At 63.9% G+C, this 23,198-nt stretch carries 29 protein-coding genes; 7 read left to right on the top strand and 22 right to left on the bottom strand.

What is annotated here, in order from left to right:
- The 9 genes from EN925_RS01550 to gcvA all read right to left on the bottom strand — a co-directional run.
- Window positions 1-558: FGGY family carbohydrate kinase (locus tag EN925_RS01550; protein ID WP_245487198.1), on the bottom strand; the 558-nt coding region annotated here is incomplete at its 3' end.
- Window positions 555-1,238, bottom strand: a complete 684-nt coding sequence (locus EN925_RS01545; protein WP_127369288.1) for an HAD family hydrolase — start codon at window positions 1,236-1,238, stop codon at window positions 555-557. The genes EN925_RS01550 and EN925_RS01545, both read right to left, overlap by 4 nt.
- A gap of 15 nt (window positions 1,239-1,253) precedes the next feature.
- Window positions 1,254-2,732 (bottom strand): mannitol dehydrogenase family protein, encoded by a 1,479-nt coding sequence (locus EN925_RS01540; RefSeq protein WP_127369287.1) that lies wholly within the window; start codon window positions 2,730-2,732, stop codon window positions 1,254-1,256.
- 146 nt (window positions 2,733-2,878) lie between these two features.
- Window positions 2,879-3,649, bottom strand: coding sequence for an L-iditol 2-dehydrogenase (locus EN925_RS01535; RefSeq protein WP_013528417.1), 771 nt, complete (start codon window positions 3,647-3,649; stop codon window positions 2,879-2,881).
- Between the two features lie 2 nt (window positions 3,650-3,651).
- Window positions 3,652-4,650, bottom strand: a complete 999-nt coding sequence (locus EN925_RS01530) for an ABC transporter ATP-binding protein (RefSeq protein ID WP_013528416.1) — start codon at window positions 4,648-4,650, stop codon at window positions 3,652-3,654.
- A gap of 49 nt (window positions 4,651-4,699) precedes the next feature.
- On the bottom strand, window positions 4,700-5,524 hold the full coding sequence (locus EN925_RS01525; RefSeq protein ID WP_013528415.1) for a carbohydrate ABC transporter permease: 825 nt from the start codon (window positions 5,522-5,524) through the stop codon (window positions 4,700-4,702).
- An 11-nt stretch (window positions 5,525-5,535) separates the two neighbouring features.
- Complete coding sequence (locus EN925_RS01520; protein WP_127384818.1) at window positions 5,536-6,408, bottom strand: sugar ABC transporter permease; 873 nt, start codon at window positions 6,406-6,408, stop codon at window positions 5,536-5,538.
- 123 nt (window positions 6,409-6,531) lie between these two features.
- A complete protein-coding gene (locus tag EN925_RS01515) occupies window positions 6,532-7,842 on the bottom strand; it encodes a sugar ABC transporter substrate-binding protein (RefSeq protein ID WP_013528413.1) in 1,311 nt (436 codons plus the stop codon).
- A gap of 224 nt (window positions 7,843-8,066) precedes the next feature.
- The gene (gene gcvA / locus EN925_RS01510; protein ID WP_013528412.1) at window positions 8,067-8,972 is read right to left on the bottom strand and encodes a transcriptional regulator GcvA; all 906 of its coding nucleotides are present in this window, start codon (window positions 8,970-8,972) and stop codon (window positions 8,067-8,069) included.
- Window positions 8,973-9,082: 110 nt separating this feature from the next.
- Between gcvA and EN925_RS01505 the strand changes: the two genes are divergently transcribed.
- Window positions 9,083-9,268, top strand: coding sequence for a hypothetical protein (locus tag EN925_RS01505; protein ID WP_013528411.1), 186 nt, complete (start codon window positions 9,083-9,085; stop codon window positions 9,266-9,268).
- A gap of 37 nt (window positions 9,269-9,305) precedes the next feature.
- Here EN925_RS01505 and EN925_RS01500 read toward each other — a convergent pair whose 3' ends face one another.
- Window positions 9,306-10,265, bottom strand: a complete 960-nt coding sequence (locus EN925_RS01500; RefSeq protein WP_013528410.1) for a sugar-binding transcriptional regulator — start codon at window positions 10,263-10,265, stop codon at window positions 9,306-9,308.
- A 259-nt stretch (window positions 10,266-10,524) separates the two neighbouring features.
- Here EN925_RS01500 and EN925_RS01495 point away from each other — a divergent pair, with 259 nt between their 5' ends.
- Entirely contained in the window at window positions 10,525-11,157 is a 633-nt protein-coding gene (locus tag EN925_RS01495) for an HAD family phosphatase (RefSeq protein ID WP_127370269.1), read from the top strand.
- 84 nt (window positions 11,158-11,241) lie between these two features.
- Here the strand turns inward: EN925_RS01495 and EN925_RS01490 are convergent, their stop codons facing one another.
- The 7 genes from EN925_RS01490 to ureC form a co-directional block, all read right to left on the bottom strand.
- Window positions 11,242-12,009, bottom strand: a complete 768-nt coding sequence (locus EN925_RS01490) for a class II aldolase and adducin N-terminal domain-containing protein (RefSeq protein ID WP_024502042.1) — start codon at window positions 12,007-12,009, stop codon at window positions 11,242-11,244.
- A 77-nt stretch (window positions 12,010-12,086) separates the two neighbouring features.
- A complete protein-coding gene (gene ureG, locus EN925_RS01485) occupies window positions 12,087-12,731 on the bottom strand; it encodes an urease accessory protein UreG (protein ID WP_013528407.1) in 645 nt (214 codons plus the stop codon).
- Complete coding sequence (locus tag EN925_RS01480; RefSeq protein ID WP_127384817.1) at window positions 12,728-13,168, bottom strand: DUF3995 domain-containing protein; 441 nt, start codon at window positions 13,166-13,168, stop codon at window positions 12,728-12,730. Before EN925_RS01480 ends, ureG begins: the two co-directional genes overlap by 4 nt.
- Complete coding sequence (locus EN925_RS01475; RefSeq protein ID WP_063170432.1) at window positions 13,165-13,836, bottom strand: urease accessory protein UreF; 672 nt, start codon at window positions 13,834-13,836, stop codon at window positions 13,165-13,167. Before EN925_RS01475 ends, EN925_RS01480 begins: the two co-directional genes overlap by 4 nt.
- A complete protein-coding gene (gene ureE, locus EN925_RS01470; protein ID WP_127369236.1) occupies window positions 13,829-14,422 on the bottom strand; it encodes an urease accessory protein UreE in 594 nt (197 codons plus the stop codon). Before ureE ends, EN925_RS01475 begins: the two co-directional genes overlap by 8 nt.
- A gap of 102 nt (window positions 14,423-14,524) precedes the next feature.
- Complete coding sequence (locus EN925_RS01465) at window positions 14,525-15,118, bottom strand: hypothetical protein (RefSeq protein ID WP_027161070.1); 594 nt, start codon at window positions 15,116-15,118, stop codon at window positions 14,525-14,527.
- Between the two features lie 92 nt (window positions 15,119-15,210).
- Window positions 15,211-16,926, bottom strand: a complete 1,716-nt coding sequence (gene ureC / locus EN925_RS01460; RefSeq protein WP_164753580.1) for an urease subunit alpha — start codon at window positions 16,924-16,926, stop codon at window positions 15,211-15,213.
- Between the two features lie 179 nt (window positions 16,927-17,105).
- Between ureC and EN925_RS01455 the strand changes: the two genes are divergently transcribed.
- Together EN925_RS01455 and EN925_RS01450 are read left to right on the top strand one after the other, a co-directional pair.
- A complete protein-coding gene (locus tag EN925_RS01455; RefSeq protein WP_013528400.1) occupies window positions 17,106-17,489 on the top strand; it encodes a hypothetical protein in 384 nt (127 codons plus the stop codon).
- Window positions 17,490-17,618: 129 nt separating this feature from the next.
- Entirely contained in the window at window positions 17,619-18,107 is a 489-nt protein-coding gene (locus EN925_RS01450; RefSeq protein ID WP_063170973.1) for a hypothetical protein, read from the top strand.
- A gap of 20 nt (window positions 18,108-18,127) precedes the next feature.
- Here EN925_RS01450 and EN925_RS01445 read toward each other — a convergent pair whose 3' ends face one another.
- From EN925_RS01445 to EN925_RS01425, 5 genes are read right to left on the bottom strand one after another with little or no spacing between them, the layout of a single operon-like run.
- Window positions 18,128-18,433 carry an urease subunit beta gene (locus tag EN925_RS01445; protein ID WP_013528398.1) on the bottom strand — a complete coding sequence of 102 codons (306 nt, stop codon included), beginning with the start codon at window positions 18,431-18,433 and terminating at the stop codon, window positions 18,128-18,130.
- A gap of 8 nt (window positions 18,434-18,441) precedes the next feature.
- Window positions 18,442-19,029, bottom strand: a complete 588-nt coding sequence (locus tag EN925_RS01440; protein ID WP_064992831.1) for a HupE/UreJ family protein — start codon at window positions 19,027-19,029, stop codon at window positions 18,442-18,444.
- A gap of 33 nt (window positions 19,030-19,062) precedes the next feature.
- Window positions 19,063-19,317 (bottom strand): DUF1272 domain-containing protein, encoded by a 255-nt coding sequence (locus tag EN925_RS01435; protein WP_013528396.1) that lies wholly within the window; start codon window positions 19,315-19,317, stop codon window positions 19,063-19,065.
- 10 nt (window positions 19,318-19,327) lie between these two features.
- Window positions 19,328-19,630, bottom strand: a complete 303-nt coding sequence (locus EN925_RS01430) for an urease subunit gamma (RefSeq protein WP_013528395.1) — start codon at window positions 19,628-19,630, stop codon at window positions 19,328-19,330.
- Between the two features lie 28 nt (window positions 19,631-19,658).
- Window positions 19,659-20,486 carry an urease accessory protein UreD gene (locus tag EN925_RS01425; protein ID WP_084015581.1) on the bottom strand — a complete coding sequence of 276 codons (828 nt, stop codon included), beginning with the start codon at window positions 20,484-20,486 and terminating at the stop codon, window positions 19,659-19,661.
- 221 nt (window positions 20,487-20,707) lie between these two features.
- Between EN925_RS01425 and EN925_RS01420 the strand changes: the two genes are divergently transcribed.
- From EN925_RS01420 to EN925_RS01410, 3 genes are all read left to right on the top strand, one after another.
- Complete coding sequence (locus EN925_RS01420; protein ID WP_013528393.1) at window positions 20,708-20,962, top strand: acyl carrier protein; 255 nt, start codon at window positions 20,708-20,710, stop codon at window positions 20,960-20,962.
- Window positions 20,963-20,967: 5 nt separating this feature from the next.
- Window positions 20,968-22,176, top strand: a complete 1,209-nt coding sequence (locus EN925_RS01415) for a beta-ketoacyl-[acyl-carrier-protein] synthase family protein (protein WP_013528392.1) — start codon at window positions 20,968-20,970, stop codon at window positions 22,174-22,176.
- Window positions 22,177-22,339: 163 nt separating this feature from the next.
- Window positions 22,340-23,044: a glutathione S-transferase N-terminal domain-containing protein gene (locus EN925_RS01410; RefSeq protein ID WP_127370464.1), complete on the top strand. Its 705-nt coding sequence runs from the start codon at window positions 22,340-22,342 to the stop codon at window positions 23,042-23,044.
- Window positions 23,045-23,198 lie beyond the last annotated feature (154 nt).

The following is a 23,198-nucleotide window of genomic DNA, read 5'->3' as shown; positions in this document are numbered from 1 at the left end:
GGTCAGCGTGCATTGCGAGCGGGCCAGCGAACCTGTCGCTTGCCAGGTCAGGAAATCGGTGAGATCGAATAAATAGCCGGCTTCATTCCAGGTCTCCGGCAAATTGCGCTTCAGCCACATCAGCTTCGGTGTCGCCATTTCCGGCGACATGACGCCACCGACGTAATTCAGCACGGCATGGCCGCTTGCCGTGCATTCGTCGGCCTCCGCGATGGCGCGGTGGTCGAGCCAGACGATGGTGTCCCAGCGCTTGTCGCCCGTGGTCGAGATGCTGAGCTGGCCGCCTTGCCGGTCGCGCACCACCAGCGAACAGGTGGCATCGAAGGAGATGCCGACGACCTCCTCGGCAGCTATGCCGGCCTTTTCGCGGGCAGCGCGCACGGCGGCGCAGACGGCCGACCAGATATCGCGCGAATCATGTTCGGCGTGATCGGGCTTCGGCTGGTTCATGGCGATCGGCCGCTCGGCGCGGCCGAGCAAGGTGCCGTTGGTGTCGAGAATGCCCGCGCGAGCGCTCCCGGTGCCGACATCGACCGCGCAAACGAACTGTTTCGTCAAGATGCTCTGTCTCTCGCTCCCAGGCCTGCAATCAGATCGGGCAATTGCAGCATGTCAGCGAATATAAAGTCCGGTTCACTCGACGCAAGCCGCGCTTTCAAGGTCGGGTTGCCGGCGTGCGAGCCGCCGGTGAAGGCAAACACGCGCATCCCCGCCGCCCGCGCGGCAATGATGCCGGCCGGGCTGTCCTCGATGACGAGGCATTTGCGTGGATGGGCCCGCATGCTGGCGGCAGCATGCAGGAACAGGTCCGGCGCGGGCTTTCCCTTGGCCACCATGGTGGCACTGAACAGGTGCGGTTCCATCAGCCCAAGCAATCCGGTGACGTCGAGCGCGTAGCGGATGCGGTCGAGCGTGCCCGAGGACGCGACACAGAACGGCAGCTCAAGCTTCGGCAGCATCTTCTTGACACCGGCGATCGGCTTCAGCTCCTCGCGGAATTTGCGCATCAATTCGACGCGCATCTCGGTCAGGTGCAGGTCGGTAATATCGAGCCCGAAGTCGCGGCCGAGGATCTCGCGCACGCTTTTCATGCTCTTGCCGAGGAAATGCTCGTAGGCGGCATCCTCACTGACGCTGCCGCCGGCAAGCCTGACCATGCCGAGCAGCGCCGAGACGGAGAGCGCCTCGCTGTCGACCAGCACGCCATCGCAGTCGAAAATGACCAGTTCAGGCGTCATGGCCGAGAATGGCTCTCAGAGCTTGCCGGCGAGGTAGCGCGTCAGCGTGGCGCGCGCGCCATTCGCCCACAGCACGTTGAGCGCATGGGCAAAGGCCTCGACAAACGCCGTTGCGCGGCCGACATCGCCATAGATGTCCTCCATGGCGAGCCAGGCGGCGGGAGCGTCCTTTGCTGCCTTTGCCGTCGCCTGCAGCCGGTCCCAACTCGGGTCGTTGGGCTCGATGACGGCGCCGCTGTCCGTCGTGCCGAAGCAATAGCGGCACCACAATGCCGATTCCAGCGCCAGGCCGGCGACGCTTTTCCCAGCCTTCAGCCGGTCGGCGATGGTCGGGATGATGAACTTCGGCTGGCGGTTGGAGCCGTCGAGGCAGAGCCGGCGCACCGTGTCGCCGATCTTCGGGTTGGAGAAGCGGCTCTCGATGAGCTGGTAATAGTCTTCCAGAACCGTGTCCGGCACCGGCGGCACCGTCGGGATGATTTCGTCCCGTTCGAGCTTGGCCAGAAAACCGCTCACCAGCGGCTCCTGCATCGCCTCATGCACGAAATGGATGTCCATCAGGCCGGCCGGATAGGCGATCGCTGCATGGCCGCCATTGAGGATGCGGATTTTCATCAGTTCATAAGGCGCAACGTCTTTGACGAACTGCACGCCGACCTTTTCCAGCGGCGGCCGGCCATCGGTGAAATGGTCCTCCAGCACCCACTGCCGGAACGGCTCGCAGAACACCGGCCAGTTGTCCTCGAGGCCGAAATCCTTGGCCAGGATGCCGCGCTCGCGGTCGGTGGTGGCCGGCGTGATGCGATCGACCATGCCGTTCGGAAAGGCGACATGCTCGCTGACCCAGTTCGCCAGATCCTCGTCGATCAAACGGGCCAGGCCGATGACGCCATCCGAGGTGACATGGCCGTTGTGGGGAATGTTGTCGCACGACATGACGGTGAACGGCACGGTGCCTTCATCGCGGCGGCGCATCAGCCCGGCAAGAATGATGCCGAACACCGTCTTCGGCGTGGCGCCGGCCTGCGCGTCGGCGACGATGTCGGGATGGATCGGGTTGAACACGCCGGAAGCCGGATCGATAAAGTAGCCGCCTTCGGTGATGGTCAGCGAAACGATCTTGATCGCCGGGTCGGCAAGCCGTTTGATGACACCGGCCGCATCGCCAGGCATCAGGAAGTCGATCATCGCGCCGGTGACGCGGGCATTCATATGGCCAGAGTCCTGCTCGACCACCGTGGTCAGCCAGTCCTGCTCTTCCAGTTTGCCGCGGCCGATCTTTTCACCGTCGAACACGCCGGCACCGATCAGCGCCCAGTCATGGCCGATGCCCGCATTGAACAGATCGTCGAGATAGACGGCCTGATGCGAGCGGTGGAAATTGCCGACGCCGAAATGCACGATGCCGGCCTTCAGCGTCGCGCGGTCATACTTCGGACCTGCGACGTTGGCGGGCAGCTTGGAGAGGTTAGAGGACGAGAGTTTCACGGTCATCTGTTTTACCCTTTGGCCGGGTTTCGGCCTTCGTTACGCTCCTCTCCCCGTCGGGGAGAGGATAAGGGGTGGCACTTGCTACGCGCCCGCTGAAGTCGGCCTCTGCTCCCCGCGGAGGGACGAGGAGCAGAGGCCGTCCCCCGCCCTCAACTCATCCACTGGCCGCCATCGACATTGTAGGTCTGGGCGACGATGTATTCGGCGTCGCTGCTGGCGAGAAACACAGCCATGCCGGTGAGGTCCTGCGCCGTGCCCATGCGGCCATACGGCACCGCCTCGCCAACCAGCTTCTTCTTCTCGCCCCTCGGCCGGTTCTCATATTTGGCGAACAGCGAATCGACGTGATCCCAGTGCTCGCCGTCGACGACGCCAGGGGCAATCGCGTTGACGTTGATGCGGTGCTTGATCAGGTCGAGCCCCGCCGACTGGGTCAGCGAGATGACGGCGGCCTTGGTGGCGCAATAGACGCCGACCAGCGCCTCGCCGCGCCGTCCGGCCTGGCTCGCCATGTTGATGATCCTGCCGCCCTTGCCTCGCGCGATCATCGAGCGGGCGGCTGCCTGCAGCATGAACAGCGTGCCGGCGACATTGACGGAAAACAACTTGTCGTAGCTTGCCCTGGTGATTTCGACGATCGGCGCCAGGTCGAACAGGGCGGCGTTGTTGATCAGGATATCGAGGCCACCGGTCTTCGTCTCGACGGCTTTCACCGCCGCCTCGATCGAGGCGAGGTCGGTGACGTCGAGCTTGACCGCATAGGCCTTGCCGCCAATCTCTGCGGCCGTCTTCTGCGCCGCCTCGAGATTGATGTCGGCGATGGCGACGGTTGCGCCTTCGCCGGCATAGGCTTCGGCGAAGGCTCTGCCGATGCCGCGGGCCGAACCCGTGATCAGCGCGGATTTGCCGGCCAGTCGCATGTTCAGATTGCCTTTCCGTCGGCGCCAAAGCGATGCAGCTTGGCCTTGTCTGGTGTCAGGTAAATGGTGTCGCCGTGATGGACGCCGAGTTCGCCGTCGGCGCGCACGGTCAGCGGACCGACGCCGTCGGCCTGGACGTGCAGGAAGGTGTCGGAGCCGAGATGCTCGGCGACGCCGACGACCGCCTTCCATTCGCCCGCCGTGGTCGAGATCTCCAGGTGTTCGGGACGGATGCCGATGGTCTTGGCGCCGTTTTTGGCAGCCGGCGCGCCCTCGATCAGGTTCATCTTCGGCGAGCCGATAAAGCTGGCGACGAACAGGTTCTTCGGCGTCTTGTAGAGCTCCATCGGCGAGCCGACCTGCTCGATGTTGCCGGCGTTCAGCACGACGATCTTGTCGGCCATGGTCATCGCTTCGACCTGATCGTGGGTAACGTAGATCATGGTGGTCTTGAGCTGATGGTGCAGCTCGCTGATCTCCAGCCGCATGGTGCCGCGCAGTGCCGCATCGAGATTGGACAGCGGTTCGTCGAACAGGAAGGCGGTCGGCTGACGCACGATGGCGCGGCCGATCGCGACGCGCTGGCGCTGGCCGCCTGAAAGCTGGCCGGGCCGGCGTTCGAGATAGTTGGTCAGGTTGAGCACGCGCGCCGCGTCTCCCACCTTCTTGTCGATGGTCGCCTTGTCCTCACCGGCCATCTTCAGCGGGAAGCCGATGTTCTTGGCCACCGTCATGTGCGGATAGAGCGCGTAAGACTGGAACACCATGGCGAGCTTGCGCTTGGCCGGTGCCTCGCCGGTGACGTCGCGGCCGTCGATGTTGATGGAGCCGCCGCTGGTGTCCTCGAGCCCGGCGATCAGGCGCAGCAGCGTTGACTTGCCGCAACCCGACGGGCCGACAAAGACGACGAACTCGCCATTCTCGATCACCAGGTCGAGACCGGGGATGATGGACGTCGCTCCGAAGGATTTCGAGACGTTCTTGAGCGTGATGTTTCCCATGGTTTCCTCCCCGAGGGGTTATTTCTGCCGATTGCTTCGGGCAATTCCGTTATTTCACCGCACCAAATGTCAGGCCGCGCACCAGCTGCTTCTGGCTGAACCAGCCCATGATCAGGATCGGCGCGATGGCCAGCGTCGAGGCGGCCGAAAGCTTCGCCCAGAACAGGCCTTGCGGGCTTGAGAACGAGCTGATGAAGGCGGTCAGGGGTGCGGCTTCCGTCGTCGTCAGCCGGATCGTCCAGAACGCCTCGTTCCAGGCCAGGATGATGTTGAGCAGCATTGTCGAGGCGATGCCCGGCACCGCCATCGGCGTCAGCACATAGACGATCTCGTTCCACAGCGATGCGCCGTCCATGCGCGCCGCTTCCAGGATCTCGCCAGGGATTTCGCGGAAATAGGTGTAGAGCATCCACACCACGATCGGCAGGTTGATCAGCATCAGCATGATCATGAGGCCGATGCGGCTGTCGAGCAGGCCTGTGTCGCGGAAGATCAGGTAGATCGGGAACAGCACCGCGACCGCCGGCATCATCTTGGTGGACAGCATCCACATCAAGATGTCCTTGGTCCGCTTGGTCGGCGAGAAGGCCATCGACCATGCCGCGGGTATGGCGACCAGCAGGGCCAGGATGGTCGAGCCGACCGAGAGCAGCACCGAGTTGAAGAAGAACTTGAAGTAGCCGCTCTGTGCCTGGACCTCGGTATAGCTCTCGAACGTTCCCGACGGGATGATGCTGAAGCCCTGGATGGCTTCCTGCTCCGACTTGAACGAGGTGATGATCGTGTAGAGGATCGGGAAGAAGATCAGCAGGGCGACGATCCAGGCGGCAACCGTCGCGATCGTCTTGTGCCGGGTGGTGACTGAGCGTGCCATCGTAGCCTCCCTTACTTGTCCAGGTTCTTGCCGACGGCGCGCATGGCGAAGAAGGCAACGATATTGGCGAGAATGACGGCGATCACACCGCCGGCGGATGCCTGGCCGATTTTGAACTCCAGCAACGCCTTCTGGTAGACGAGGAAGGGCAGGTTGGTGGAGGCATATCCCGGGCCGCCATTGGTGGTGACGAGGATCTCGGCATAGACCGAGAGAAGGAAGATCGTCTGGATCAGGATGACGACCGTGATGGCGCGCGACATGTGCGGCAGCGTCAGATAGATGAAGCGGCTGATGAACCCGGCGCCGTCCATCTCGGCGGCTTCCTTCTGCTCGCCGTCGAGCGACTGCAGCGCGGTCAGAAGAATGAGCGTCGCGAAGGGCAGCCACTGCCAGGCGACGATGATGATGATCGCCAGCATCGGATGTTGCCCGAACCAGTCGATCGGCTGGGCCCCGAAGATGCGGGCTATGTCGGCGAACACCCCGTATTGCGGGTGCATGATCATGTTCTTCCAGACCAATGCGGCCACCGGCGGCATGACGAAGAACGGAGAGATGACGAGGATGCGCACGATGCCCTGGCCCCACATCGGCTGGTCGATCAGCAGCGCCAGAAGGATGCCGCCGATCACCGTGATCAGGAGCACGCTGACCACCAAGGTGAGCGTGTTGAGGATCGACTGCAGGAAGGCCGGGTTGGAATAGAACAGCGCGTAATTCGAGAAGCCGACGAAGCCGTCGCGGATCGGATTGAGCGGGTTGTACTGCTGGAAGGAGAACCAGATGGTGATGACCAGCGGCACGATCATCCAGACGAACAGCAGCACCACGGATGGCGCCATCATGAAACGGGCAAGCGAACGGGTCTGCTGAGTAGCCATGACGGTCACCCTCACTGGTCAGACGGAATTTTCAAAAGGCGTTAAAGGCGGCCGCCCGAACTGGGAACTCGGGCGGCCGTTGCCGGTCAAGGAGGCGACCGGCAGTCGGCACCGGGAGGAGCCTTACTTGATGTATCCGCCCTCGGTCATTGCCGCGGTGGCAGCGTCCTGGGCCTGCTTCAGCGCGTCGTCGACGCTCGACTGGCCGGCAAGCGCCGCCGAGAAGAGCTGGCCGACCGTGGTGCCAAGGCCCTGGAACTCAGGGATGGCGACGAACTGGACGCCGACATAGGGCACCGGCTTGACCGTCGGATGCGTCGGATCGGCGGCATTGATGGAGTCCAGCGTCATCTTGGCGAACGGAGCCGCCTTCTGGTACTCGGCATTGGCGTAGAGCGAGGAGCGCGTGCCCGGAGGAACGTTGGCCCAGCCTTCCTTCGAAGCGACGAGCTCCGCATAGTGCTTGCTGGTCGCCCAGGAGACGAACTTCTCGGCGGCATCCGCTTTCTGCGTGCCGGCGGGGATGGCCAGCGACCAGGCCCACAGCCAGTTGCCGCGCTTGCCCAGGCCATTGTCGGGCGCCAGCGCATAGCCGACCTTATCGGCGACGGTGGAGTTCTTCGGGTCCGAAACGAAGGACGCGGCGACCGTGGCGTCGATCCACATGCCGCATTTGCCCTGCTGGAACAGCGCCAGGTTTTCGTTGAAGCCGTTGGAGGAAGCCCCCTCGGGGCCGTCGGCCTTCATCAGGTCGACATAGAACTGCAACGTGTTCTTCCATTCCGGCTGATCGAACTGCGGCTTCCAGTTCTCGTCGAACCAGCGGGCGCCGAAGGAGTTCGACATGGCGGTCAGGAAAGCCATGTTCTCGCCCCAGCCGGCCTTGCCGCGCAGGCACACGCCGTTCACGCCATTGGCGCGGTCGGTCATCTTGTCGGCGGCCTGCTTGATGAAGTCCCAGGTCGGCGCGTCGGGCATCTTCAGCCCGGCCTTGTCCATCAGGTCCTTGCGGTACATGACGAAGGAGCTTTCGCCGTAGAAGGGCGCGGCATAGAGCTTGCCGTCGACCGAAAGGCCGCCAGCAATGGCCGGGATGATGTCCTTGGCGTCGTAGTCGTCGCCGAGCTTGTCGAGCGGCAAAAGCCAGCTCTGCTTGGCCCAGATCGGAACCTCATAGGTGCCGATGGTCATCACGTCGTACTGGCCGCCCTTGGTGGCGATGTCGGTGGTGACGCGCTCGCGCAGCACATTCTCTTCGAGCGTAACCCAGTTGAGCTGGATGTCGGGGTTCGCCTTGGTGAAGTCCTCGGTCAGCTTTTGCATGCGGACCATATCGCCATTGTTGACGGTGGCGATGGTGATGGATTCGGCATGTGCGGCGAACGCAAGCGTGCTGGCCGACAACAAGCCCAGGGTGAGCGTGCGAAGTTTCATCAAATTCCTCCCTTGAACCAAGATGAGCATTTGCCTTGGCTTTGGGCAATTACTCACTTGGCGTGAATTATGTCAAGTCGGATTCGATGCTGCAGCGCAGCACCCGGGCGACACCGCAGGCCGGGACGAGCGGAAATTGCCAGGACGAAGAGCGTCCCGGCCGGATACAGTGCGGCAACAGCGGATAGATCTGTGAGGCCAGGTGCAGCCCGCAAGCCTGCCGGTCAGCAGGCGATCTCGGCCAGCAGCCAGTCGCGGAAGGCACGGATCTTCGGCACGTTGCGGCGCGCTTCGGGGTAGACCAGCCAAAAGGCATGGCCGTCGTCGCCAACCAGATCGAAAGGCTGGATCAGGCGCCCACCGGCAAGTTCCGCCTTGAACAGCGCCCTGGTCAGGATCGCGACGCCATGACCGGCGATCGCCGCATTGGCCTCATAGGCCTGCGCGCCCATGCTGCTGCCGGGCCGTTTGGCGAGATCGTGCGAGTGCACGCCGGCAGCCTCGAACCATTGCGTCCACCAGATGTCGCCGGGATCGAGGATCGGCAGCCGCAACAGGTCCGCCGGTTCCCTGACGCCGCCGATGCTTGCCGCGAGCTTCGGGCTCAGCATCGGCGTGAAATCGGCATCGAGCAGCTTGTAGGCTTCCAGCCCCGGCCATTTGCCGCCGCCCGACCGGATGGCGAGGTCGACATCCTCGCGGGCGAAATCCGTCAGCCGGCTCGATGTTTCGAGCCGCACGGCAAGGGAGGGATGAGCGATCTGGAATGAGCCCAGATGGTGCGCCAGCCAGTTCGAGGCAAAGGTCAGCACCGTCGTGACGCACAGCAATCCGTCGGCGCCGCCACGCGCCGCCGCATAGGCCTGGCCGAGAATGGCGAAGGCCTCGCTGACCGCTGGCGCAAGGCGCTGTCCAGCCTCGGTGAGTGCGATCTGGCGCGGCCGGCGCAGGAACAGCGGCGCGCCGACCCGTTCCTCCAGCACCTTGATCTGATAGCTGACCGCCGCTTGCGTCATGGCAAGTTCCTCGGCCGCCTTGGTGAAGGAAAGATGCCGCGCCACCGCTTCGAACACCCGGATCGCCTGCAGCGGCGGAAGCTGTGAAACCTGCCGAGAGCTGAGGTCCGGCATAAAGCCTCCTTATGGGTCCTTATCGACGTTCGATTGGCAAAGGCCGCCGTCAAGACCGACATTTCCAGTCAACCCGTCATTCGGGTTCAGGATAGCGAAGGTTGACGATCATGACCATGGCGCAGCAAAAATGCACTTCCGCACCCGATCATCGCTGGTTTTCGTGGCTGACGGATGGATTCGGCTGGTTCGCAGCCAAAAAACGGGCACATCTCGACATCAGGGACCTGTCGCCGCATCTGCAGCGCGATCTCGGTTTTCTCGATGGCAACGACCCTTTCGGGCGGCACAGCTAGCGCGGTTGGTTTTATCGCAGATCAGTTGTGCTTCCGGTCAGATGCTGGCGAGCAGCGCGGCGGCGGTCCGTTCATCGGTGATGAGGCCGTTGATCAGCCGCCGGTTCGCGGCCGCCAGAATGCCCGGCAGCTTTCGTTCTCCCATCGCCAGTGCGATGACCAGCGATTTCTCGCGTGACGGCAGCGACGCCGACGACACCCGGTCGTTGGTGATGCCCTCGATCATGCGGCCCTCCCTATCGAACACCCAGCCGACGATCTCGGCGATGCCGCCGGCTTTCTGCAGCGCCTTCAATTCGCTCTCCGAAATGAAGCCGTCCTCGTAGAGCGGCGCCTTGGGGCCGAGGTCGCCGATGCCGATGAAGGTGACGTCGGCCTCGGCGGCAAGCGCAAGCGTCGGCTGGATCATCGGCTGGTTGAGCAGCATCTCACGCTCCTCCGGCGACGAGGCGATGACCGGCAGCGGCATCGGGAAGGAGCGTGCCTTGACCCTGTCGGCCATGGTGAAGATGACATTGTAGAAGGCGGCCGAACCGTCCGGCGAGATGTTGCCGGTCAACGACACCACCTTGTGTTGCGGGCATTCCATCGGCGGCAGCTGCTCGATCGCCGCCTTCAGCGTGCGCCCGGTGCCGATCGCCATGACGATCGGCGTCGGTGAACGCAACCGTCGCTCGATCTCGGCGGCAGCCGCCTCGGCGATGCCGATCGTGGTCGAGGACGAGTTGGGGTCGCTCGGCACCACTTCGACCAGATCGAGCGCAAAGCGCGATCTCAGCCGTGCCGCCAGATCGAGGCAGTTGGCGATCGGATGGTCGACGCGAACCTTGATCAAGCCCTCCGACACCGCCAGCGATACCAGCCGCTGCGCCGTTTGCCGCGAGATGCCAAGCGTCGAAGCGATCTGGTCCTGTGTGTTGCCGGCAACATAATAAAGCCAGCCGGCACGTGCCGCATCGTCCAGCCTGTTGCTGCCACCATCCTGCCGGCTATTCAAAGTCCTGCCTCCCGAGACCGCCGGTCATGAGAGCGGCCCATGCCCACTTTCGCAGGGAACGGCCTGCTGCGCAATTGTCAAATCTCGGGGGCAATTGCTTGCTGTCCCTCGGCGTAGGCACGGCCCAGTTTCTCGTCTCCCCACGATGTCCGTCTCGCCAAGAGACTTGGCTGCGGTCCCGGCAGGCGGCACGTTCTTGCGCTCCGAAGGTTTATCTCCCGGCTCAAACCCTTTAAGGGATGGCAAAAAGGAGCCTCGCATGACGCCGAAAGCGGTTTTCTGGGACATGGACGGCACGCTGGTCGACAGCGAACCGCTGCACGAAGCTGCCCTGGTGGCGGCGATGCGCAATGTCGGCCTTGTCCCGCCGGACGATCTGCATGAGCGCGTGCTCGGCGTCGCCGCCTTGCCGGTCTACGAGATGATGCGCGACGAGTTCGGCCTGGACCTGCCTTTCGACGACTGGATCCTGCGCAAATACGAACACTACCTGCCGCTGGTGGAGAGCTTGAAGCCGCGCCCCGGCGCGATCGAGATCTTCAACGAGCTGCGTGCAAGAGGCATCCAGCAGGCCGTGGTCTCGAATTCGGACCGGATGATCGTCGACGCCAATTTGAGCATGGTCGGCCTGATCTACCCCGGCATGAAGACGATCAGCCGCAACGACGTGCGCGAAGGCAAGCCGCATGCCGAGCCATTCCTGCGCGCCGCGTATCTGGCCGATGTCGATCCCGCGCAGGCGGTAGCGATCGACGACAGCTGGCCGGGCGCCATGGCAGGGCTGGCGGCGGGAATGAAGACGATCTTCTGGCCGGAAAAGCCGATGGAAGGCCCGCCCGGCGCCATCGTCATCAACAGCGCCGAGGAATTGGGGAAAGAGCTGGGGCTCTGAGGAAAACCGCCCAGGTCGGCGCCGCCCCTCATCCGCCTGCCGGCACCTTCTCCCCGTATAGTGACGGCATGGGGAGAAGGACGCTCAATTCCGGTAGACCGGTTCCTGCTCGTCGAGGATCGCCTTCAACTCGCTGAGATGGCGTTCGGCCTGGCCGGGGTAATCGTCCATCTCGCTCGCCGCCTTTTCGGCGATCGCGTCGGACAGCGTGCGCAGCGGGCGGCCGGTCCACAGCGCCTTGATGTAGGTCTCGGCGGCGCGCTCGAAATAGAACATGCGGTTGAAGGCATCGGCGACCGTGTCGCCGATGACCAGCACGCCGTGATTGCCCATCACCATCACCTTGACCTTGGGATCGACGAGAAGCTGCGAGCAGCGCTCGCCCTCCTCCTCGAAGGCCAGCCCGCCATAGTGCGCGTCGACCACATGGCGGTTGAAGAACATCGCCGAATTCTGGTCGATCGGCGGCAATGTCGAGTCAGCGAGCGATGCCAGCACCGTGGCGTGGATCGAGTGCACATGCATGACGCAGCGCGCGTGACGCACATTGCGATGGATGGCGCCATGCAGCCCCCACGCCGTCGGGTCGGGCGCATTGGGGCCGGAGAGCGTTTCCGGATCGTTGGCATCGATCATCAGAAGGTCGCTCGCCTTGATGCGCGAGAAATGCACCTGGTTGGGGTTCATGAGGAATTGTGTGCCCTCATCATTGACGGCCAGCGAGAAATGATTGGCCACCGCCTCGTGCATGTTGAGCCGCGCCGTCCAGCGGAAGGCACAGGCGAGATCGACGCGCTCCTCATAGTAGGGCAGGTTGGTCAGCGTTTCCTTTTGCAGACGGGCAAGGCTCATCGAAAAATTCTCCGGTTTCGGCAAGAATGCCGTGGCCAGCCCATTCCCGCAACCGGTTTTGGTTGGTGCAGGGATGCTCACGCCGCCGTGCTGGCAGCGGCAGCGCCGGCTCGCAGGCCGCCATGCTCGATGATGAAATCGATCACCTCCTGCAGTCCCTTGCCGCGCGACAGGTCCGTGAAGCCGAACGGCCGCTTGCCGCGCATGCGGCCGGCGTCGCTCTCCATGACATCGAGATTGACGTTCACGTAGGGTGCCAGATCGCTCTTGTTGATGACCAGGAAATCGGAGCGGGTGATCGCCGGCCCGCCCTTGCGCGGAATCTCCTCGCCCTGGCAGACCGAGATGACATAGAGCGTCAGGTCGGCGAGATCCGGCGAGAAGGTGGCGGCAAGGTTGTCGCCGCCGGATTCGATGAAGACGATGTCGAGGTCCGGGAACTTCCTGTTCATCTGCGCGATCGCCTGCAGATTGATCGAGGCATCCTCGCGGATCGCGGTATGCGGGCAGCCGCCGGTCTCGACACCCATGATGCGGTCCTCGGGCAGCGCCTGCAGCCGCGCCAGCATCATGGCGTCTTCCTTGGTGTAGATGTCGTTGGTGACGACGGCGATGGAAAACTCGTCGCGCAGCGCCTTGCACAGTTTTTCGGTCAGCGTCGTCTTGCCCGAACCGACCGGGCCGCCAATGCCGACGCGCAGCGGACCATTTGTCTGTGTCATGCGGGAAACTCCGTGATGGCGAGGATGGCAAAGCCGAGCCCGATCAACAGGCACAGCGGCGAATAATAGCGGACATCGAGCCGCGCGAAAGGCTGTTCAGGCGTCAGCCGCCGCCACCACGGCGTGAAGCCGGCTATGCCGCGTCCCAGGAACACCAGACCGATGAGCAGCGACGTGGCGGCGAGACCCTCCTTGGGGAAGGGTGAAGCGAAGACTCCCATGAGCGCCAGCGGCCATAGTGTCGCCAAGCAGAGGCATGCGGCAACGGCGAAACTGGCGAACGGCGTCGGCATCTCATCGACGCCGCGAAAGCCGACCACGGCACGGGCGCAGGAGGCCGCATCCTGGCCCGGCCAGATGCCGCCAAGACTCCAATAGACATGCAGCGCGGTGATCAGGAGCAGAACAGTCGAAAGCGAGAAGGCGAGAAAAATCATGAGCGGAACAGTCGCGAATATTGGGTTTCATGCTTCATCGCCATGACATCGGAGACGAAGGCGCAGCCACCGAGATCGTCGAGTGTCGAGCGCGCGGCGCGGCTTGCGGTCGCCAGGGCCAGCGGCTCGAAGCCGGCTAACAACGTGGTCGCGCCGCTCTGGCCGACGATGCCAAGCCGGATCGCTGCCTGCACAAGGTTGGAGAAGAAGGTTTGCAGGAAGGCTGACAGCGCATCCTGAAGCGCGATGCCGTTGCCACCCGCAATGGCGCCGACGGCGACGCAATAGGCGCATTCGGCCGGCAGGCGCTCCAGCACCGGATTAGGCCAGGCGGCCGCCGCTTTGAGGAAGGCTCCACCCTGCAGCATGGTCTCGGTATGGCGTTCGCGCGAGCCGGCCAGGGCTTCGGCGAGTGCCGCCACTTCATCGAGATCACCGGTGCCGCATGCCCGGCGCCAGCTCTCGGCGAACAGCACGGCGTCGTTCCAGCCCGAGCCCATCTCGACCAGCGTCTCCAGCCAGCCGGCGAGGCTCCCGGCATCGGCAACCAACCCGTCATGCACCGCCCGCTCGAGACCATGGCTGTAGGAAAAGCCGCCGACCGGAAAGGCAGGCGACAGCCACGCCATCAGCCGCAGCAGGGCGATGTTCGAAGGCTGGTCAGTCATGATCGTGGTGATGGCCGGCATGACTGTGCGAATGGGAACGCGCTTCGCCATGAGAATGGCTGTGCGCTTCGGCGTGGCTGTGGGCATGCGCATGGCCGTGATCGTGGCTTTGCCCGCCATGCCCGGAATAGGCGCCGCGCACCGGCTTGAACGGTTCGGAAACGTCGGTCACGGTGGCGCCCAGCCCCTCCAGCATCGCCTTGATGACATGGTCGCGCAGGATGAGGATGCGTCCGGCCTCGATGCCTGCCGCGAGATGGCGGTTGCCGATATGCCAGGCGAGTTCGGCCAGATGCACGCCATCGCGGGCGCGGATGTCGTAGACCTCTTCCGGTGCCGCGATGATCTCGATATGGCCGCCATTCTCCAGCACCAGCCGGTCGCCATCGTTCAAGGCGACGGGTTCGGGCAGGTCGACCAGCACCTTGCCGCCGTCGGCAAGTTCGATGGCCCGGCGGCGCAGATGCCGCTCGTCATGGGCGAGAATGGCCCGGCCGGACGGTAGGGTGGTTCCGGCAGCGCCGGCGGACAGCACCGAGACGGCGCGCGGGAATTTGGTGAAGTCGGTGTTGAGGTTGAGCTTCATTTCATGGATTTCCCATTTGCTTGTGCCCGCACACGCGCGATCCAACGGCCTTGTACATGTCGAACCCTGCCTTTCCCCAACAAGCTAGATCATCGCGTTCGTTCAGACGATGGTGTCGAAGAGCCGCAGGATGAACGATATCTGATAGATAAGCGCCGCCGTGACAAAGGCGATGTGGAAGCGGCGGTCGCGCACCAGGATCGCGATGATGCAGAGCGCGACGAAGACCGGCGTGCGGAACAGATACTCGCTGCCGAAGCGGGCGAAATGCTCCGGCCCCTTCAGCAGCGTGTCGACCACGTCGAGCAGATAGGTCGCCGCCAGCAGGCCGAAGAACCACGCCCGGCGCGAATAGAAGAAATCCTCGTAGCTGGTGTAGTCCAGCATCGAATCTGGGAACAAAAGCGCGCACAGCAGGAACAGCGTGATCGCGTAGAAAATGATGAACAAATATTTGCCGAAGGTCCAGATCTCGACGGCGTAGAGGCCGAACTCCCACCACCAGAAATGCACCAGCATCAGGAGCACCGAGACGACCCAGGCCAGATGCACGGTATAGAGCTTGTACTGGCCGGGATGCTGGACGATGCGCGCCACCCCCGACAGCAGGCGGGCGACACCAAGCCCGATCACCATGCCCATGACGATGCGGATGTGCGGGAAGATGTCGTGGGCGGAAGCGATTTCGGTGGTCATGCTCGATCACAATGCAGCTGTTGGTTGGCCGCATAGTGCTGCCTTCCACCAAGGGCTGCAACGGATAATGCTCGCCCGGTGGAAGCGCCGCTTCAAAACAGAAAATACCGTTGCGCCATCGGCAGCACCGTCGCCGGCTCACAGGTCAGCAACTCGCCGTCGGCGCGCACCTCGTAGGTTTCCGGATCGACCTCGACATGCGGCGTGGCGTCGTTGAGCACCATCGAATGCTTGCCGATGCCGCCGCGGGTGTTTTCGACGGCGACGAACTGCTTGTCGACACCGAGCCTGCCATGCAGTCCCGACTCGAGCGCTGCCTTCGAAACGAAGGTCACCGACGAGTTGGTCCTGGCCTTGCCATAGGCGCCGAACATCGGCCGGTAATGCATCGGCTGCGGCGTCGGGATCGAGGCGTTGGGGTCGCCCATCGGGGCGGCGGCGATCATGCCGCCGATCAGCACCATGTCCGGCTTGACGCCGAAGAAGGCCGGGTTCCACAGCACCAGGTCGGCGCGTTTGCCAACCGCGATCGAGCCGATGTCTTTCGACAGCCCATGCGCGATGGCCGGGTTGATCGTGTATTTGGCGATGTAGCGGCGGACGCGGAAATTGTCGTTGTTGCCGGTCTCCTGCGGCAGCGAGCCGCGCTGGCGTTTCATCTTGTCGGCGGTCTGCCAGGTCCGGATCGCGACTTCGCCGACGCGGCCCATGGCCTGCGAATCCGACGAGATGATCGAGAAGGCGCCGATGTCGTGCAAAATGTCTTCCGCCGCGATGGTCTCCTTGCGGATGCGGCTTTCGGCAAAGGCGATGTCTTCGGGGATCGACGGCGACAGATGATGGCAGACCATCAGCATGTCGAGATGCTCGGCCAGCGTGTTGACCGTGTAGGGCCGCGTCGGATTGGTCGAGGACGGGATGACGTTGGGCAGGCCGCAGACCTTGATGATGTCGGGCGCGTGGCCGCCGCCGGCGCCCTCGGTGTGGAAGGCGTGGATGGTGCGGCCCTTGATGGCGGCGACCGTGTTCTCGACAAAGCCGGATTCGTTCAGTGTGTCGGTGTGGATCATCACCTGCACGTCGTAATCGTCGGCGACCGACAGGCAGCAATCGATGGCCGCCGGCGTCGTGCCCCAGTCCTCGTGCAGCTTCAGCGAGCAGGCGCCGCCCAGCACCATTTCCTCGAGCGCGGCGGGCAGCGAGGCATTGCCCTTGCCCGACAGGCCGATGTTCATCGGAAAGGCGTCGAAGGACTGGATCATGCGGGCCATGTGCCATGGCCCCGGCGTGCAGGTGGTGGCCAGCGTGCCGTGCGCCGGGCCCGTGCCGCCGCCGAGCATGGTGGTGATGCCTGACATCAGCGCTTCCTCGATCTGCTGCGGGCAGATGAAGTGGATATGCGCGTCGAAGCCGCCTGATGTCAGGATCTTGCCTTCGCCGGCGATGATCTCGGTGCCGGGGCCGATGATGATGGTGACGCCATCCTGCGTGTCCGGATTGCCGGCCTTGCCGATGGCCGCGATGCGCCCGTCCCTGAGGCCGATGTCGGCCTTGAAGATGCCTGCACTGGCATCGATCACCAGCGCGTTGGTGATCACGGTATCGACGGCGCCTTGCGCCCTGGAAACCTGGCTCTGGCCCATGCCGTCGCGGATCACCTTGCCGCCGCCGAATTTCACCTCTTCGCCATGGATGGTGAGATCCTTCTCGACCTCGATGAACAGTTCGGTGTCGGCAAGCCGTACTCTGTCGCCGACCGTCGGGCCGTACATCTGCGCGTAGGCGGCGCGGGTAATTCTGGCCATCAGCGATTGCTCCCGAAATGCGGTTTGCCGAAATGCGGTTGGATTGAAGCGCGGCTGCACATTGCTGCCATCCTATGGTCACGCAATGACCTGCTGGGCGACACCTTCTGATCCCATTTGGCGGTTGAGGTTAGGGCGTCACCCCAGACCGACCGTTTGCCAATCGATGGAAAGGAAAATCCATGCGCAAAACGATAGTTCTTGCCGCCGCCGCCAGCCTGATGCTGGCGGGCGCCGCCAGTGCCCAGCAGCAACCCGCGCCACAGCCCGCTCCGGCGCCGGCAACGCCTGCTCCAGCCACGCCCCAGGCTCAGCCCGCGGTGCCGACGATCCAGAGCGTCAACATCGTCGACATCACGGAGCTGCCAAAGGACACCCAGACGCAGGTCAACCAGGTGATCGCCCAGCGCGGCGATGACGGCTTGAAGAAACTGCGCAGCTCGATCGACGCCACACCCAAGGTCAAGTCGGCGCTCGAGGCCAAGGGAATGACCTCGGCGCAGGTGGTCGCAGCCAGTATGGAACCCAATGGCGCACTGACCCTGATCACCAAGAAGGCGAGCTGACGCCACGGCATGGCGGGCCGGCATCCGGCCGGCCGGCCGCATCGGGAAAGGAACCTTCGCCGGGCCGGATTCGTTTTGTTCTTTTCGCGCTAACCCGCGCCCCGAAACGATTTCTCTCAGGAGCGAGCGATGGCGATCACTTCTTTCTCGACCAGAATGCAGGCAGTCGCCGCCATGACGTTCCTGGCGGCGGCTGGTCCTGCTGCCGGACTGAAGGCGCAAGGACTGGAAAGCACGGAGACCGTCAATCGCATCGTCGGCTCGCAGGTCAAGCAGGAAGAGGCCAAGGCCAACACCGAGGCCGGCAACGTCAACACGGCGATCGACCGCACGCGTGAAAACATCGGCACGGTGCGCAAGACATCCAAGCTCGACAAGGTCGACATCGTGTTCCTCACCGACGCCGCGCGCAGCGAAGGCGGCCCGCCGCCGGAGATCGAGGCCAAGGTCAAGCAGCATCAGGACGACATTACGGAGCTGCGCAAGGAGATCGAGGCCAACGCGCTGCTGTTCAACGCCATCGAATCGCGGCGCGTGCAGGCGCAGGATGTCCTCGCCGTCGAATTCGACAATCCCGGAAAGATCGTCATCTACGCCGCGGCCAAGCCATCGAACTGAGCTGAGCGCGCCGGAAGATCTCACAGCTTGCCCATCACCTTCTGCTGAAATCCGTAGACCTCGCGCTTGCCGCCGAGCGGCACCAGCGTGACGTCGCGCTCCTGGCCCGGCTCGAAGCGCATGGCCGTGCCCGCGGCAATGTCGAGGCGCATGCCACGCGCCCGTTCGCGGTCGAATTTCAGCCCCTCATTGGTTTCGAAGAAATGGTAGTGGCTGCCGACCTGGATCGGCCGGTCGCCGCTGTTGGCGACTTTCAGGGTGACGGTCTGCAGGCCCTTGTTGAGCTCGATGTCGCCGCCCACCGTGATGATTTCACCGGGGATCATGGTCACCCTCACACGATGCCGAAGGCGAGACCGATGCCGATCGCCGCGCAGGCGGCACCGGCAGCGCGGGCCAGGCCACGAAACCGGATGCCGAGACCGAGACCGGTGGCGATGCCGGTGGCATGCAGCAACAGCGTGGCGATCGCAAAGCCGGCCATGTATTCAAGCCCGCCGGCATTCTCCGGCACCTCGGTGCCATGCGCGTGGCCGTGGAAAAGTGCGAACAGGCCGATGATGGCGACGCCGGCCGAGACCGGCAGATCGATCGCCAGCGCCACCAGCAGTCCGAGTGTCACGACCGATGCCAGTATGCCCGGTTCGACGAAGGGCAGCGGCATATGCAGCATGCCCAGCGCGCCGCCGACCAGCATGACGCCGACAAAGGCAGCCGGCCAGGCAAGAACCGCCTTGCCGCCCTTGAGCGCCGCCCACAGCCCGACCGCGATCATCACCGTCATGTGATCGAGGCCGGAGAGCGGGTGCATGAAGCCGGCCGTGAAGGAGGAGGTGGTACCCAGGCCGACATGGGCATAGGCCGGCAGGGCGGCGGCCAGCAGCAGGATCGCCGACAGGCAGAGGCGTTTGGCGGATATCATTCTGTTTGCCTTTCGTTTTGCTCGGTCTGGTGTTCACGCCGCCTTGCGGGGGCCGCAGCCTTCGGCCTTGAGAACGCGTTTGGCTGACGCCGGATATTTCTTCAGCATCGCTGCCGGGCGGATCGGCCGCGCCGAAAAACCACCGCCGCAATTGGGGCAGATGCCGCCCAACACCTGTTCCACGCATCCGGCGCAAAAGGTGCACTCGAAGGTGCAGATCAGCGCATCCGTCGCCTCGGGCGGCAGGTCCTTGTCGCAGCATTCGCAGTTGGGACGCAGCTCCAGCATCCTGTCCTCCTCAACGGATCGGTTCGTGCACGGTCACCAGCTTGGTGCCGTCGGGAAACGTCGCCTCGACCTGCACGTCATGGATCATCTCGGCGATGCCTTCCATGACTTGCGCGCGGCTGACGACATGAGCGCCGGCTTCCATCAGTTCGGCAACCGGACGGCCGTCGCGGGCGCCTTCGACGACGAAATCGGTGATCAGCGCAATCGCTTCCGGATGGTTGAGCTTGACGCCGCGTTCGAGCCGCTTGCGCGCCACCATCGCCGCCATGGCGATCAGCAGCTTGTCCTTTTCCCTCGGCGTCAGGTTCATGCGTTTCCCTGGATTGGTAGAGGCAGGCCTATAGTGACCATAATTTGGGCAACCCCGCCCTTCCGTTGAGCAATTCGACGAGTGGAACCAGCCGCTGGCGCAGCCGGTAGCCATCCCCGGCGTAGAGCCTCGCAAGAAGCTTGCCAGATTTCTTCACGCGCCAGGCGCTGGCGCTGCCCTGGTCGCCGACGATCTCCAGAACCGGATCGAGCAGGGCTTCGGCGCGCGGCGACACCAGAAGCAATGTCGCCACCGCGATCGCGCCGCCGGCAACCGCCGGGCGATCGAGCGTTGCGGCGATATCGGGCCCGATGCGGAAATCCTCGGCATGAACGAGGGCGCCATCCTGACGCACACGCCAGCGGTCATGGAAGTTGCCCTGCGTGGCGCGTTCGCCCATCGCCAGGCGGCCGAAGACGGCGGCTTCCAGCACCAGCGCCTCGGCGCCGACGGCAAGCTCGACGTCGAGCGTGCGGGCAAAGGCCGCCCGGTCGAAGACGATGGTTTCCTGCGGCAGCCAGGCGATGCGGCCGTTTTCGCCTACCGACAAATTGACCCGCACTTCGGCATGGTCGGATGCCGCCCGGTAGATCTTCTCGCAGGCCTGCGTGGTGATCGATGCCGAAGCGGCCGCGCCGACATCCACGTCCCAGGCGATACGGTCGCCGCCCGTCATTCCGCCGGCGGTGTTGATCAGCACCGCTTCGAGCGGATCGGCCGAGACGGCCGGCATTCTTATCTTGGCGGCGCCGTCCTGATAGAGGCGCCGCAAGCGCGTGCGGCCCTCGCCAAGCGCACAGGAAAGCCGCGCCACGCCCGCAACGCGCTGCGTCGAAATCCCGCCATGTTCGCCCATATCCATGCCTGCACGTTAAGCACTCCGGCGGCTTTGTCGATATGGAGTTCGATATAGCTTGTTGCTTGACAACGTTTCGGTTTCTATAGAGGGAACCACCTTGGTACGGTCATGCTGCGCTTGGCGGGGGTATTAAACGACGACGGCGGCTTGATACCAGGAGAAAAAGGGGCGCTGCTCAGTCGGCGTCGGGAAACGCGAGATAGTGGGGAAGGAACCGAATGGCCGACCAGCTGGCAACGGATATCATCGCGAAGATCAAGGCTCATGCCGAGCCGGGCGGCGAAGAAATCACCACCACCACCGAATTGACCTCGCTTGGCATCCATTCGCTCGAGCTGACGGAGATTATCTTCGATCTTGAGGAAGAGTATGGCATCGAGATCGAGATGAACACGGTCGACGCCTGGAGCAATCTGAAGAACGTCGGCGACATGGTCGAAGCTGTGCGCGCGCTGATCGCGAAAAAAGCCTGAACTGAATGCGGCAGCGCGTTGTCATCACCGGCATGGGCGGCATTTGCGGGCTCGGCACCAGCGCGCCCGCGATCTGGAACGAGATGCGCGCCGGCCGCTCGGCCATCGGCCAGATCACAAGTCCCCAACTGCATGATCTGAAGGTCAAGGTCGGCTGCGAAATCAAGACGCTTCCCGATCACGGCATCGACCGCAAGCAGACCGTGTCGATGGACCGCTTCAGCCTGCTGGCGACGATCGCAGCCAGGGAAGCCATGCAGCACGCCGGCCTGGTCTCGAATGAAGCCACCACCTATCGGATGGGCACCGTCGTCGGCGTCGGCGTCTGCGGCTGGGAGGCGATCGAGGAGAGCTATCGCGCCATCCTGGTCGAGGGCAAGAACCGCGCCGGCATCTTCACCGTGCCAAAGGTCATGCCAAGCGCGGCCTCTGGCCACGTCAGCATGAATCTGGGCCTGCGCGGCCCGGTCTTCGGCGTCACCTCGGCCTGTTCGTCGTCCAACCACGCCATCGCCTCGGCCGTCGACCAGATCAGACTTGGCCGCGCCGACGTGATGGTCGCCGGCGGCACCGATGCGCCGCTGGTCTGGGGCATCCTGAAGGGCTGGGAAGCATTGCGCGTGCTGGCGCCCGACACCTGCCGGCCATTTTCGGCCGACCGCCAGGGACTGTCGCTCGGCGAGGGCGCCGGCATGGCGGTCCTGGAGACGTACGAGCACGCCATGGCGCGCGGCGCCACCATCCTTGCCGAGGTCGCCGGCGCCGGCCTCTCCGCCGACGCCTCCGACATTGTCGCGCCGACCGTCGAAGGGCCGACGGCGGCCATGCGCGCCTGCCTCGCCGATGCCGGCTTCAATCCCGAGGATGTCGACTACCTCAACGCCCATGGCACCGGCACCAAGGCCAACGACCAGATCGAGACGGCAGCGATCAAGCGCGTCTTCGGCGACCATGCCTACAAGCTTTCGGTGTCGTCGACCAAGTCGATGCACGCCCACTGCCTCGGCGCATCGGGTGCGCTGGAGATGATCGCCTGCGTGATGGCGATCCGCGAAGGCATCGTGCCGCCGACGGCCAATTTTCGTGAGCCCGATCCCGATTGCGACCTCGACGTCACGCCGAATGTGCCGCGCGAGCGCAAGGTGCGCGCCGCGATCAGCAACGGCTTCGCGTTCGGCGGCACCAATGCCGTGCTGGCCTTCAAGGCTGTCTGATCTAGGGGGCGGGCGGATCTGCCCCAGGCCGGCCATTCCGTTGACTGTCCGTGCTCGATGAAACCCTTCGCCGCCATATTGATCGTGCCGTGCGCCGCGTCTAATCCTTGGCCGACCCGCCAAAACCGCGCCGCTCGGCGCGAATCCTCATCCAGGAGTTTCCATGGCAGACCTGTCCGCCTTTCCGATCGCAACGCGTTGGCCGGCCAAGCATCCGGACCAGCTCCAGCTCTATTCGGCGACAACGCCGAACGGGGTGAAGATATCGATCGCCCTGGAGGAACTCGGCCTTCCTTACGAGCCGCATTGGGTCAACATCGGCCAGAACGAAAGCTGGACACCGGAATTCCTGTCGCTCAATCCCAACGGCAAGATACCGGCGATCATCGATCCCAACGGCCCGGACGGCAAGCCGATCGGCCTGTTCGAATCCGGCGCCATCCTGCTCTACCTTGCTGAAAAGACCGGCCTGCTCATGCCCATTGATGGCGCGCGCCGCTACGAGACCATCCAGTGGGTGTTCTTCCAGATGGCCTCGGTCGGGCCAATATTCGGCCAGGTCGGCTTCTTCCACAAATTCGCCGGCCGCGAAATCGCCGACAAACGCCCTCTGGAGCGCTATCGCGACGAGTCAAAGCGACTGCTCGGCGTGCTCGACGGCCGGCTGAAAGGGCGCAAGTGGATCATGGGCAATGACTACACCATCGCCGACATCTCGCTGCTCGGTTGGGTGCGCAACCTGATCGGATTCTACGAAGCGCGCGAACTCGTCGGCTTTGACGATTTCGCCCATCTGGGAACATGGCTGGAGCGCGGCCTGGCGCGGCCGGCGGTGCAAAAAGGCCTGGCCATCCCGGCCAAGGGATAGAAAAACCAGCCTCCGAAGCGCGGCTATTTCGCCTTCGCTTTGGCTTTCGAACCGCCTTTGCCCATGACGGAAGCAGCGAGCGAGGCAGCACCTCGGGCGGCGACCATGACTGCGCCGGCAGCGACGTTGGCCGTGGCCTTGGCCGTGCGCATCG

The sequence above is a fragment of the Mesorhizobium sp. M7A.F.Ca.US.006.04.2.1 genome (assembly GCF_004022915.1).
Lineage (GTDB): Bacteria > Pseudomonadota > Alphaproteobacteria > Rhizobiales > Rhizobiaceae > Mesorhizobium > Mesorhizobium ciceri.
Note: the sequence above shows the minus strand (reverse complement) of the source record. Positions and strands in the feature narration are given on the sequence as shown.